Here is an 11988-nt window from a genome sequence, read left to right as displayed (position 1 = left end):
TCGCCAGGCGCCGGGCCGAGGTGGAGATCCAGAAAGCCCAGTACCTGGCCGAGCAGGAGCGGCTCAACGCCGAGGAGGTGGTGCAGAAGGAGATCGACAAGCGCAAGATCGAGATCTCGGCCGAAGCCGAGGCCGAGAAGACGCGGCGCGAAGCCCGCGGGCAGGCCGACGCGATCCTGCTCCGGTACACGGCCGAGGCCGAGGGGATCCGGAAGGTGCTGGAATCGAAGGCGGCCGGGTACCGCCTCCTGGTGGAGAGCTGCGCCAACGACGCCAAATCGGCGGCCACCCTGCTGATGATCGAGAAAATCGAGGAGATCGTCGCCCGGCAGGTCGAGGCGATCAGGAACCTCAAGATCGACAAGATCACGGTGTGGGACAGCGGCGGCGCGGGCGGGAGCTCGTCGACGGCGGGCTTTCTCTCCAACCTGATCAAGTCGCTCCCGCCGCTGCACGAAGTGGCCCGGATGGCGGGGGTGGAACTGCCCGACTACCTGGGGCACGTCGCCCCGGGCGCTCCCGAGGCGACGCCCCCGGCCGCACCTGCCTCCCCCGCCGCGGGCGATCAGGAGTAACTCAGCCCGGACAGACGGTGCAGGGCGCCCCCGCCTGGCGGGCGCCCTGCGCGGTCATTTTGCCTCAAACTCATCGGGCAGCACTTCCGCCACATTGTCCACCGAGCCGATCAGGAGCCGCCCCCCGGAAAAGACTGGCAGTTCGATGTTGTCCCGCCGTTTCGGCCGAACCTCGTGCCGGAGTCCGTCCCTTATGGCGGCATTGACCACAACCTTGAAGGTTTCTCCCCGCTCCCGCATGGCTTTCCTGATAAGAACCTCCACATCGTCGTCCAAGGTAAGAGTCGTTCTCATCGTGTTCCCGCCAGATGATGTTTCCAAAACATACTCTGGTGCATTGCTGTCCATCGCACTGCCCGCAATCAGGCGGCTTGGGATTCCTCACGGTTCAGTTCGTCGAACCTCCGCCCGGCGTAGCGCGCGGCCAGGATCCACACGACCAGGATCACCGCCACGATGAGCGACAGCCAGCGGAGCGAGGAAAACCCGCCGAAGAACGTCGTCATCAGAAGCGAGAGCCCGACGGCGACGGCCTTGGCGAAGCGCTGGACGAACATGTCGATGAAGGCCTTGGCGCGGTACTTCTCCTCCCGCGTGGCGGGGACGTAGAGCGCCTCCTTCGCCGACTGGTTGACCGAATAGCTGAAGGCGTTGTCGGCCGGGTTGAGGATGCTGCCCGTCAGCAGGGCGGGAAAGAGAAAGAACCCCACCGAGCCGCACAGGGCGGCGGCCGGGAGGACCAGCAGCGCCGTCCCGACGCCGAACCGGGTCATGATGAAGCTGGTGAAGAAGAGCTGGATGAGCATGGCGAGCACGTTGGTGATCGCGAACACATGGGAGAAATAGGCCCCGGTGGCCCCGCCGGCGACGAAGTGCTCCACGCTCGCGGTGAACTGGAAGTCCATGATGGTGGAGACGATCTCGTAAAAACCGACGATGGCCACGATCGCCAGGAGGTAGCGGGAGCGGAACACCAGCCGCGCCCCCTCGAGCGCCGCGCTCCCCCCGGGGGCCGGGGCCTCCGCCCTGGCCGCCGCCCTGGCCTTGCGGGCCGGGAGCCGGCGCGCGGCCGCGCGGGCCAGGATCATGACGACGATCATGGCGCCGATGAGGATCAGCATCCAGGTCTCGATCGCCACCCGGCCGATGAAGGCCCGGAGCGCGACGGAACCGAAGGCGCCCCCCGCCACCCCGCCGAAACCGACCAGCCCGTACAGCCGCTTGGCCTGGTCCTCTTCCACGCTGTCGTTGAGGAAGGCGAAGAAGGCGGGCACCATCAGCGTGTTGAAGAGATCCCCGAAGAGGTAGAAGCTCCAGACCGTCCCCGCGCCCGGGCGCTGGAGCAGTAGGAAATAGGCGGCGAGCACGAGGATGGAGAAGACCGAGAAGATGTAGGTGAGCTGCTGCCGGAAATACCTGCGGGCGAGGAGGGTGAAGACCGCCACGGCCGCGGCGGCCACGAGCATGTTGAGCACCTTGGCCAGGAGCTCCGCCTGGGAACCGAGCATCCGCCAGCCGAACAGGTCGAAGGCGCCCGCCGCCTTGTAGAAGTCTATGAACTCGGACTTCTTGATCGGCTTCAGCACCCAGAAGCTCGAGATCACGAGGAAGAAGTAGGCCGACATCAGCAGAGCAAAGGGGAGTTCCGCCCGCCTGACCGCGAAGATCCTCTTCAGTTCCCCCATCCCCTCACCCCCCTGAAAAGATTGTACCCTCTACGATTGTGGTTTTTTTGGTTTTTTTTGGCTATGATACCGGCTCAAAACAGGAGAGCGTGATGGCGAAATCGAGAGACATCAGGAAAGACGTCAAGAAGAAACCGGCCAAATCGATCAAGGAAAAGCGCAAGGAGAAGCTGGAGAAGAAGTCGAAATAGGCCCCCGGCGGGGGCCTACGCCTGTCCCTGCCCGCAGCACTTCTTGTATTTCTTTCCGCTGCCGCAGGGACAGGGGTCGTTCCGGCCCGTTTTGGGCTGGTCGCGGCGGAAGGGCCTCCTCGTGATGCGGCCGTCCACGAACGCCCAGGCCCCGTCCTCCCTGCGGAAGGACGCGATCTCGTGGTGGTCGACCGTCTCCCCGTCGCGGACGTAGGTGGCGATGAACTCCACGGTCCCCTCGGAGTCCCCTTCCCCGCCCCCGGCGGCGCCGAGGATCTCGAGCCCCCGCCACTCCGATTGTTCGGCCCACTCGAGCGCGCTCTCGCGGTTGAACGCGGCCCGGGAGCGCGAGTGCGTGCTCCGCTCGATGAAGTCCAGGTCGGCCGCCGTATAGGCCGTGTAGCGCGCGCGCATCAGCGCCTCCGCCGTGGGCGCCGGCGCGCCGGCGAGATACGGGCCGCAGCACCCGTCCAGAATATTGCCGCTGCCGCAGGGACACGGATCGGTCCCCTTCCGTTCGATCTGGGCCATGCCTTCCCCCCCTCGCACAATAACGTCAAACCCCTGCCCGACGACGCCCCCATTATGCACCGGACCGGGCCGCCAAAGAAGACGAGGGTTCCGAATTCGAAAATATCCGCCTAGAAATCGATCGCGCTCCCGTACAAACTGCGCTACCATCGGGCCAGACGGCAGAACGCTGGAGGGGAAACCGCCATGACGCCAGGTCGACACGCGCACCGCATCCAGCCCTGGACCACCGGGCTGATCGACTGGGAAGAAAAGAACCGTTCGCTCAAGGACGCTTCCGTGACCGGTCCGGGGAGCGCCCCGAAGGAGGTGTGGCTCAACGGCCGGGACCACTTCGGGGGGATGGGGGTGCACCTCTCCTGGGGCGTCCACCGGACCCTCGGCGACTGGCACGCCCGCTCGCGCGCCCACCGGCACCCCTACCCGGAGTGCCTCTTCTTCGTGGGCCTCGACACGGCCAACGTCCATTACCTGGGGGCCGAGGTCGAAATCAGCCTCGGCGGCGAGCGGGAGGTCCACGCGTTCAACGAGCCCACCGTCGTCGTCCTCCCGGCGGGGACCCCCCACGGGCCGATCACGACCAAAAGAGTGTACAGCCCGCGCGGATTCGGGTTCCTGGCCGTGGGCCTGCACGCGACCCAGGAGATCACCTGGCTGGAAAAAGGGGGCGACGAGGCGGGAGCCCATGCCCCCGAGGGAGCCCCTCAGGGGGGGGGGAAATACGGCCATCTGGTCAAATCACTCAAAACGGGGCTTATCACCGAGCGCGGGCGGCCGGTGACGGCGCGCTTCACCCCCAAGGAGCTGGCCGCGCGCGGGGAGTTCCAGAAGCGGACGGGCTTCCGGCCGGGGCCCGGCAGCCCCGATCACATGACGTGGATGTACGGCCGGGACCTGGAAAACCTGGACCTCAACGTGGCCTGGGGCTTCTCGAGCGGCGCCGGCATCTCCCAGCGGGGGGTCGAGGCGCACTCCCACCCCGAGGACGAGATCCTGGTCTACCTGGGCACGGACCCGGACCATCCCGACGACCTGGGGGCCGAAATCGAGATCGACCTGGGGGAGGAGCACGAACGCCACCTCTTCGACCGGTCGACCTTCATCGCCTGCCCCGCCGGGATGCCTCACGGGCCGATCGTCACCCGGTGGGTAGACCGTCCCTTCGCGTTTCTCCTGATCAACCTGGCCCGAAACGTGTCGATGTCTTTCGAGTAGAGCCCGGGAGGAGGATACCCATGGCTACCGGAAAATACGCCCACCTGCTCAAGCCCCTGAAAACGGCCGAGAGGCCGGGCCAGGAGCAGATCTTCAAGAACACGGGGAACGCCGATGTCAACCGCTGGCTGAACGGCCGCGACCATCTCGAGGGGGTCGAACTGAATTTCTCCTGGGGCTTCTACACCGGTTTGGGGGACTGGCACCCGGGGATGGACCCGCACGTGCACCCCTACCCCGAGTGCCTCGTGTTCGTGGGCCTGGACCCCCACCGGCCCGAATACCTGGGCGCGAAGATCCAGTACTGCCTCGGCAAGGAGCTGGAGATCCACACCTTCGACCGCCCCTCGGTCGTCGTCGCCCCCGCCGGCTTCTGGCACTGCCCCTCGGTGACGCTCGACGTGACGAGCCCGATCGGCTACAGCTTCTTCATCATCTCCCTGGGGGCCGACCCGACCACGCGCTGGCTGGGAGACGGCATTTCGGACGAGCAGATCGCGCGCATGCAGGCGCTGTCGACCGAGGGAGGGCTGAAGCCGCCGATGAATTCGTCCTTCGGCGCCAAGAGGGTGCACGTCTCGGAAGAAACGGTGACCCGCGGCGACGTCAACGCCCGCTTCATCAAGCCGCTGGTGCCGAACTCCCTCGGGTCCCGCACCCTGGCGGACGGGGACCGGGAGCAGTACGGGGAAACGGCCGACCCGGAGCGCCGGCCGGGGCCGGGGATGACGAAAAACGCCGTGTGGATGTTCGGCCGGGACCTGGAGGGGATGAAGCTCAATTTCTGCTGGGGCATCCAGACCGGCCCCGGGGCGTGGATGCGCGGACCGGGGCGCGGGGCGCACGTGCACCCCACCGACGAGGTCCTGATGTTCGCCGGCACCGACCCGGCCGACATCGATTCCCTCGGCGCCGAAATCCAGATCGAGCTGGGGCCGGAGCACGAGCGCCACGTCATCGACCGGCCGACGGCCGTCGTCTGCCCCGCGGGCCTGGCCCACGGCCCCGTCGTCACCCGCTGGGTCGACCACCCCTTCGGTTTCCTGCTGATGTCGCTCGGCGCCAACCACGAAACGAGGTATGTCGATTAGGAGAAAATCGCCCCCCTGCCCCCTGTTCAACCTCCACGCGGTTGTGGCAATCTATGCTCCATGAACAAGCCGGGGGTCGGGAAAGCCGCGCGCTCCGCGCACGGAACGCACGGGTGGTGGGCGCGGTGGTTCGGCGTCTCCGTCAAGGTCTACCTCCTCCTCGCCCTCGCGCTCTGGCTCCTCCTCCACCTGGGAGCCGACCGCTGGTGGCCGGCCACCCTGGTCCTGTTCGGCCCCCGCTGGGCCTTCACCCTCCCCCTCCTCCTCTTCGTCCCCCTGGCGCTCGGATTTGAGCGCCGCCAGCTGCCCTGGCTCGCCGCCGCCGCCGCCGTCCTCTTCGGCCCCATCATGGGGTTGCGCCTCCCCCTCTTCCGGGACGCGGCGGACGGCCCCCCGATCCGGGTCCTGACCTGCAACGTCGGCGGGCCGGGCATGGACCGGGAGACTCTCGCCCGGCTCATCCGGGAGTCGGGGGCCGACATCGTGGCGCTGCAGGAATGCCCGCGGGAGACGGCGCTGAAAGTGCTCCCCGGATGGACCCTGGTCACCGAGGAGCGCCTCGTGGTCGCGGCCCGCGCACCCGTAACGCGCGCCAGGGGGCGCCGGATCATGCACCCCCCCAGCCAGTGGCCCCGGGCGAGCGCGCTGCAGTGCGTGGTCCACCTCCCCTAAGGGGACCTGTCCTTCAGTTCCATCCACCTGCCCAGCCCCCGGCAGGGCCTGTCGAACATGCTGGACCGGGATCGGCTGCTCACCCTCGCACGGATCCATATCCTGAAAAAGGAAACCGAGCTGCGCCGCCGGACGGCCGAGGAAATCGAAGCTCTCCTGCGCACCGACGAGTTCCCCGCCGTCGTTGCCGGGGACTTCAACATGCCGGTCGAGAGCGCCTGGTACCGCCGCTTCTGGCCCGCCTACGCGAACGCCTTTTCGAAGGCGGGGTTCGGCTACGGGTTCACCGAGAAGATCGCGATCCGGGGATTCGAGTACCGGGTCCGCATCGACCACATCCTCACCCGGGGCGACCTGGCCGCGCAAAAGTGCTGGGTGGGGATGGACGTGGGGTCGGACCACCTCCCCCTGCTGGCCGAAATCGGCCGCGGCCGCCGCTGAAGCCTCCCCGGATTCGGGTCGATCGCGCGGATTCCGGCGGGAGGGAAAACCTGTATAATGAGGCGCCGGACCATCTCAACGGAATCGAGAAGAGAGCCATGAACAAGAGGGCGTTCGTCGTGCTGGTGGGGAGCATGTTCATCTCCATGCTCGGCATGGGCATCGTCAGCCCCTTCCTCCCCATCTACGCCAACACCCTCGGGGCGTCCAAGCTCGAGGTGGGGCTGGTGCAGGCGGGCTTCAGCATCACCGGCATCGGGACCCTGCTCTTCATCGGGCGGCTGTCGGACCGGTTCGGGCGCAAACTGTTCCTCGGCACGGGGCTGGGCATCATCGCCCTCTCTTCGGTGGGGCTGATGTACGCCGCCCGCCCGCTGCACCTCATCCTCTGGCGCTTCTTCCAGGGACTGGGAGCCTCGGCCCACATGCCGATCGCCCAGGCCTATCTCGGGGACATCACGCCCGAGGGGCACGAGGGGAAATGGATGGGGTATTTCAACGCCGTTCTCTTCGCCGGGATGGGGGCGGGCCCGCTGGCCGGAGGGTTGATCTCGGACGCGTTCAGCATCCGGACCACTTTTCTCTTCATGGCCGTTCTGAACGCCCTCGCCCTGGGCGCCACCATCCTTTTCCTGAGGGAGATGCGGCGGAAGACGTCGCGGGCGGCGCGCCTCTCTTTTCTCGACCCGCTCCGGAGCCGCAACCTGCGGGGGGCCCTCAGCTACAATATCGCCAACGGGGTGACGATCGCCGGACTCATGGCCTTCGTCCCGCTGTTCGCCGACCTCACCGTCGGCCTGAGCGCCAGCCTGATCGGCGTCCTGCTCGCCGCCCGCTCGCCCGTTTCCATCCTGCAGTCGTACACCGGCCGCATGGCCGACAAATGGAACCGCCGCAGCATGGTCCTCTGGGGCGGCCTCCTCTCCATGGCGGCCCTGGCCCTCCTTCCCCGGTCCGCGGGCTTCTGGCCCCTGCTCGCGGCCTACATCTCGGTCACGCTCGGCCAGGCGGTGGGCGTCCCGGCGGCCAACGCTTACGTGGTCAACGAGGGGCGCGTCTACGGCATGGGAGCCTCGGTGACCCTCTTCATGCTCGCCATGCACCTCGGCACGGGGCTCGGGCCGGTCGCCCTGGGAGGGATCGCGGACCGGTTCGGGCTCGAGTCGGTCTTTTACTCCACCGCGGCCTGCATGGCCATGGGGCTCGGGCTGTTCGCCCTCATGGTCCGTCCCGGGGCGGATACCAGGGTGAGAGGGAGTGCGCCATGAAACTCCAGGCCAAGATACTGTCCGGTTTCCTGATCCTCGCGGCGATGCTCGCCTGCGCCGGGGTGCTTTCCATCCATGAACTCCGTTCCATCGGATCTTCGGTCAACCGGCTGCTCAACGACAATTACCGGAGCGTCAACGCCGCCAAAACCATGCTCGAGGCGCTGGAGATGCAGAACAGCGGGGTGCTGCTGGCGCTGTCGGGGAAATGGCAGCAGGGGCACGCATCGATTTCCGCGGGCGACCGCATGTTCCAGCAGGCGTTCGAAACCGCGAGAAACAACCTGACCGTCCCCGGCGAAGGGGACTCTGTCGGGGCGATCGCCTCCGCCTACGCGGAGTACCGGCGGCTCTGGACCCAGGCGCTTGAAGAGCGGGGGGGGGAGCCCCCCCTCGACCGATATTTCGGCCGGTTCCACGAAAAGTACACGGCGGCACGCACGTCGGTGGATGCGCTCATGAAGCTGAACGAGGAGAGCCTGTACCTCACCGCATCCGGCCTGTACAGCCGGGCAAACCGCGCCATCATGCCCGGGATCGTGGCGATTGTCTCCTCGCTCGTCTTCGTGCTCATTTTCAACAGCTTCATCAACTACTACGTGATCCGACCAATCGTCTCCCTCACCCGGGAAATCCGCGGCAGCACCCGGTCGGGGGCGCCTCTCACCCTGAAGATTGAAAGCAGGGATGAACTCCGGGACCTGGCAGCCGCCGTCAGGGACCTCTCGATCGGGCGCCCGACCGGATCATGAGAATTCACATCATTCTCCGCTACATCGGCGTCGTGGCGATGGCGAACGGGGCCTTCCTGGCCGTATCCGCCGCCATATCCGCCGGGAACCACGAACCGGCATTTCTGCCCCTGCTCTACAGCGCCCTGATCTCCCTCCTCTTCGGTGTTTTCCCCCTCATCTTTGTACCTCCGGCCGACCAGATCCGGAACGACGAGGGGCTGTTCATCGTGGTCTCCAGCTGGCTCCTGTCCTGCCTGGTGGGGGTCCTGCCCTACGTGCTGTACGGGAGGGAGTTCACCTTCACCAATGCCTGGTTCGAGAGCGTGTCGGGTTTTACCACCACCGGGGCTTCGATCCTCGGCGACGTCGAAGCCCTCCCCCTGGGCCTGCTGTTCTGGCGCGCCTCCACCCACTGGATCGGCGGCATCGGCATCATCGTCTTCGTCCTCTCGGTCCTTCCGGCCATCAGCCAGGCGGCCATGGTCCTCTCCCGCACCGAGATCTCCCCCCTGGCCCGGAACAACTTTCAGTACCGCACCCGGGAGACCCTCCACATTCTCCTGGCCGTCTACGTGGGGCTCACCCTGCTCGAGACCGTTTCCCTGCTTGCCTGCGGCATGAACCTGTTCGACGCCCTCGCCCATTCCTTCGCCACCATCGCCACCGGGGGGTTCGGGACCAGGAACCTGAGCGTCGCCCATTACGGGAGCGTGGCGGTGGAATCGGTCATCGGCCTCTTCATGATCCTGTCCGGAATCCATTTCGGCCTGCTCTTTCTCGCGGCCAGGGGACAGATAGGGGCGATCTGGAAATCCACCGCCGTCCGCTGCTACCTCGCGGCCCTGGCCGTCGGTTCCCTGCTGGTCACCCTCAGCCTGCACGGCGGCGTCTACGCCGGATGGGCCGAAGCCTTCCGCTACGCATCCTTCCAGATCGTTTCCCTGGGGACGAGCTCCGGCTTCGCCTCGGCGGACTCCGCCGGGTGGCCCCCCTTCGCCATGATCGTCATGATCTACTTCACGCTCCAGTGCGCCTGTTCCGGTTCGACCTCCGGGGGGATCAAGGTGGAACGCGTCATCCTCCTCCTCAAGGCTGTCCGGGCGAAGGTCCTGAAGCTGAAACACCCCCGGGCGGTGGTCTCCCTCAGGCTCGAGGGTTCGTTCGTAAATGACGAAGTGCTCACGGCGGGCCTGCTCTTCATCTGCTGCTACCTGGCCGTCATCTTCCTGTCGACCGTCCTCCTGGCAGCCTGCGGCGTGGACCTCCTGAGCGGCTTCAGCGCTTCCGCCGCCGCCATGGGAAACGTCGGACCGGGATTCGGGTCCGTGAGCTCGCTTTCCAACTACGGCGCGCTCCCGGATGCGGCAAAGTGGGTCCTGACCCTCGTCATGCTGCTGGGAAGGCTGGAGATCTTCGGTCTGCTGATGTTCGTCTCCTCGAGGACCCTGAAGTAGGCGGACGGGCCGGGGAAAGGACCTTCTCCAGGGCCGGGGTGAACGCGGAGAGGCGCCGGAGCCTGATCACGAGGTCCCAGAGCGGCTCGCATTTCTTCCAGGCGGCCTTGTAGGCGAGATGGCGCGCCCCGCGGAGCGTCCCTTCCTGCCGGGCGGTGGAGCGCGCGATGTTGGGCCAGGAATAGAACTCCCGGTACGCGCGCCGGTACCCCGCCTCCAGCCGGGCCGCCGACATCCGCCGCGGGGTGAACACGGCGTGGCGCGTGTCGTACAGGTCCCAGTCCCGGGTGGTGATCCGCCCCGCCGCCGCCATGCGCCGGAAGAGGGGGGTGTCGGGATAGGGGGTCAGGACGTGGAAGGTGGCCGTTTCGATCCCCTGCCCCACGGCCCAGTCCACCGTGCGCGCGAAGACGTCGGGGCCATCCTCGTCCATCCCGAAGACGAAGCTCGCGTTGACCATGACCCCGTGCTCGTGCAATCGGCGGACGGCGGCGGCGTACTCCCCGAGCTTCTGGCCTTTCCCCTGCGCCCTCAGGTTGCGCTCGTTGAGGCTCTCGAACCCGACGAAGAGGCTGCGGAGCCCGCTCCTGGCGGCGCGCCGCAGCAGCCCGGGCTCGAGGACCGAACGGACCGTTCCCGCCGCCTGCCACAGGCGGCCCATCCCCTCGAGCCCGTCGAAGAGGGAGACGGCGTAGGCCGGATCGCCGAAGAGGTTGTCGTCGAGAAAATAGAGGTGCCGTCCCGGCAGCAGGGCGATCTCCGCGAGCGCCCGGTCGACCGGCCGGGCATAGAAGGACGCCCCGCCTCGGAAGAAGGAGGTCTGGTAGCAGAACCCGCACCGGTTCGGGCAGCCGCGCGAGACCACGATCGAGTTGGGAACCAGGTAGAGGGAGCGCCGGATGAGGTCGCGCCGCGGCACCGGCGCTTCCTCGAGGGTTCGCCGGCTGGAACGATAGACGCTGCGGGGGACGCCCGCCCGGAAGTCCCGGAGGAACTCCGGCCAAGTGTCCTCCCCGGGGCCCAGGAAGAGGGTGTCGGCGTGCGCCGCAGCCTCGCCGGGGAGCGAGGTGACATGCAGCCCCCCGAGACAGACATGCACCCCGCGGGCGCGGTAATGGTCCGCGATCCCGTAGGACCGGCGGGCGGAGGTGATGTAGACCTCGATGGCGACCAAGTCAGGGCGGTCCTCCAGGTCGAGCGGCTCCACGTGCTCGTCGCAGATCGAGGCCTCGTCGTCGGGATCGAGGTAACCCGCCAGGGTGGCCAGTCCCAGGGGGGGGAAGAGGCTGTACTTGATGGGGCGCCAGAAGGGGCTCCTGGCCTCGGTGAGCGCGGGCAGGACCAGTTTGACCCTCATCGGGCCTCCGCGGCCGGCAGCGCGCCGAACCTGCGCGTGCGGCGTTCGTAATCGGCCAGGGCCTCCCCGAGGTCGGCGTCGCCGAAATCGGGCCAGAGGGTCGGCGAGAAATAGAGTTCGGAATAGGCCGCCTGCCAGAGGAGAAAATTCGACAACCGGCGCTCCCCGGCGGTCCGGATGACCAGGTCGGGATCGGGGGCCGCGTCGCTCCCGAGCACCCGGGATACCCGTTCCTCGGTAATCTCCCCGGGGTCCAGATCCCCCCGCGCCGCCAGGCGCGCGAGTTCGCGCGCGGCGGAGGCGATCTCGCAGCGCGCCCCGTAATCGAGCCCGATGCGCAGGTGCAGCCGCCCGCAGTCGCGGGTTTCGGCCTCCGTCCGCTCGAGCGCCTCGATCACCGGCTGCGGGAGGCGGTCGCGGCGGCCGAAGGCCGAGACGCGGATGCCGCGCGAGCGGAGGTACTCCCGCTCGGCGCCGAGGTAGCGCCGGAAGAGCCTGAAGAGGAAGCGGACCTCGGTCTCCGGCCGCTTCCAGTTCTCGCTCGAAAAGGCGAAGAGGCTCACGCAGGGGATGCCCAGCCGGCAGGCCGCCTCGCACAGGCGCCGCACCGCGCCCAGCCCCCGCTCGTGCCCCCGCCAGCGCGGCAGCCCGCGCAGCTCGGCCCAGCGGCCGTTGCCGTCCATGATCACCGCCAGATGATTCAGGGTATTCATACGCCCTCCATCAAGTACTTTGTAATATAAAGTTATAAGCCAAAAAAATTCGCCGCCGCGC

General features: G+C 67.4%; 13 protein-coding genes. 8 read left to right on the top strand and 5 right to left on the bottom strand.

The genetic code is table 11. From position 1 onward, the window contains the following. Window positions 1-575: flotillin family protein (locus tag GXY47_04885; GenBank protein ID NLV30473.1), on the top strand; the 575-nt coding region annotated here is incomplete at its 5' end. A gap of 54 nt (window positions 576-629) precedes the next feature. Here GXY47_04885 and GXY47_04880 read toward each other — a convergent pair. From GXY47_04880 to GXY47_04870, 3 genes are all read right to left on the bottom strand, one after another. Further along, window positions 630-851, bottom strand: a complete 222-nt coding sequence (locus GXY47_04880) for a hypothetical protein (protein NLV30472.1) — start codon at window positions 849-851, stop codon at window positions 630-632. A gap of 86 nt (window positions 852-937) precedes the next feature. After that, on the bottom strand, window positions 938-2260 hold the full coding sequence (locus GXY47_04875; GenBank protein ID NLV30471.1) for an MFS transporter: 1323 nt from the start codon (window positions 2258-2260) through the stop codon (window positions 938-940). Between the two features lie 206 nt (window positions 2261-2466). After that, entirely contained in the window at window positions 2467-2982 is a 516-nt protein-coding gene (locus GXY47_04870; protein ID NLV30470.1) for a YchJ family protein, read from the bottom strand. A 186-nt stretch (window positions 2983-3168) separates the two neighbouring features. Here GXY47_04870 and GXY47_04865 point away from each other — a divergent pair, with 186 nt between their 5' ends. The 7 genes from GXY47_04865 to GXY47_04835 all read left to right on the top strand — a co-directional run bounded on the left by GXY47_04865 (window position 3169) and on the right by GXY47_04835 (window position 9857). Next, window positions 3169-4197 (top strand): hypothetical protein, encoded by a 1029-nt coding sequence (locus GXY47_04865; protein ID NLV30469.1) that lies wholly within the window; start codon window positions 3169-3171, stop codon window positions 4195-4197. 20 nt (window positions 4198-4217) lie between these two features. Next, the gene (locus GXY47_04860) at window positions 4218-5288 is read left to right on the top strand and encodes a hypothetical protein (GenBank protein ID NLV30468.1); all 1071 of its coding nucleotides are present in this window, start codon (window positions 4218-4220) and stop codon (window positions 5286-5288) included. 60 nt (window positions 5289-5348) lie between these two features. Further along, window positions 5349-5960: an endonuclease/exonuclease/phosphatase family protein gene (locus tag GXY47_04855; GenBank protein NLV30467.1), complete on the top strand. Its 612-nt coding sequence runs from the start codon at window positions 5349-5351 to the stop codon at window positions 5958-5960. 57 nt (window positions 5961-6017) lie between these two features. Further along, window positions 6018-6401 (top strand): hypothetical protein, encoded by a 384-nt coding sequence (locus GXY47_04850; GenBank protein ID NLV30466.1) that lies wholly within the window; start codon window positions 6018-6020, stop codon window positions 6399-6401. Window positions 6402-6499: 98 nt separating this feature from the next. Then, window positions 6500-7669, top strand: coding sequence for an MFS transporter (locus GXY47_04845; protein NLV30465.1), 1170 nt, complete (start codon window positions 6500-6502; stop codon window positions 7667-7669). Beyond that, complete coding sequence (locus tag GXY47_04840) at window positions 7666-8421, top strand: hypothetical protein (protein NLV30464.1); 756 nt, start codon at window positions 7666-7668, stop codon at window positions 8419-8421. Before GXY47_04845 ends, GXY47_04840 begins: the two co-directional genes overlap by 4 nt. Then, window positions 8418-9857 carry a TrkH family potassium uptake protein gene (locus GXY47_04835; GenBank protein NLV30463.1) on the top strand — a complete coding sequence of 480 codons (1440 nt, stop codon included), beginning with the start codon at window positions 8418-8420 and terminating at the stop codon, window positions 9855-9857. Before GXY47_04840 ends, GXY47_04835 begins: the two co-directional genes overlap by 4 nt. On the opposite strand, the gene GXY47_04830 is transcribed toward GXY47_04835, so the two are convergent. Beyond that, window positions 9790-11214 carry a B12-binding domain-containing radical SAM protein gene (locus tag GXY47_04830; GenBank protein ID NLV30462.1) on the bottom strand — a complete coding sequence of 475 codons (1425 nt, stop codon included), beginning with the start codon at window positions 11212-11214 and terminating at the stop codon, window positions 9790-9792. The genes GXY47_04835 and GXY47_04830 overlap by 68 nt on opposite strands. Further along, a complete protein-coding gene (gene uppS, locus GXY47_04825; protein ID NLV30461.1) occupies window positions 11211-11927 on the bottom strand; it encodes a di-trans,poly-cis-decaprenylcistransferase in 717 nt (238 codons plus the stop codon). Before uppS ends, GXY47_04830 begins: the two co-directional genes overlap by 4 nt. Between the last annotated feature and the right edge of the window lie 61 nt (window positions 11928-11988).

Source organism: Acidobacteriota bacterium, from assembly GCA_012729555.1.
Lineage (GTDB): Bacteria > Acidobacteriota > UBA6911 > UBA6911 > UBA6911 > UBA6911.
The sequence above is the reverse complement of the archived record's forward strand: the minus strand, read 5'-3'. Positions and strand labels throughout refer to the sequence as shown.

Bases quoted from the DNA above. Each gene is read 5' to 3' on its own strand.
- GXY47_04875 (NLV30471.1), bottom strand. From the start codon at position 2,260: ATGGGGGAACTGAAGAGGATCTTCGCGGTCAGGCGGGCGGAACTCCCC.
- GXY47_04870 (NLV30470.1), bottom strand. From the start codon at position 2,982: ATGGCCCAGATCGAACGGAAGGGGACCGATCCGTGTCCCTGCGGCAGC.
- GXY47_04865 (NLV30469.1), top strand. From the start codon at position 3,169: ATGACGCCAGGTCGACACGCGCACCGCATCCAGCCCTGGACCACCGGG.
- GXY47_04860 (NLV30468.1), top strand. From the start codon at position 4,218: ATGGCTACCGGAAAATACGCCCACCTGCTCAAGCCCCTGAAAACGGCC.
- GXY47_04855 (NLV30467.1), top strand. From the start codon at position 5,349: ATGAACAAGCCGGGGGTCGGGAAAGCCGCGCGCTCCGCGCACGGAACG.
- GXY47_04850 (NLV30466.1), top strand. From the start codon at position 6,018: ATGCTGGACCGGGATCGGCTGCTCACCCTCGCACGGATCCATATCCTG.
- GXY47_04845 (NLV30465.1), top strand. From the start codon at position 6,500: ATGAACAAGAGGGCGTTCGTCGTGCTGGTGGGGAGCATGTTCATCTCC.
- GXY47_04840 (NLV30464.1), top strand. From the start codon at position 7,666: ATGAAACTCCAGGCCAAGATACTGTCCGGTTTCCTGATCCTCGCGGCG.
- GXY47_04835 (NLV30463.1), top strand. From the start codon at position 8,418: ATGAGAATTCACATCATTCTCCGCTACATCGGCGTCGTGGCGATGGCG.
- GXY47_04830 (NLV30462.1), bottom strand. From the start codon at position 11,214: ATGAGGGTCAAACTGGTCCTGCCCGCGCTCACCGAGGCCAGGAGCCCC.
- uppS (NLV30461.1), bottom strand. From the start codon at position 11,927: ATGAATACCCTGAATCATCTGGCGGTGATCATGGACGGCAACGGCCGC.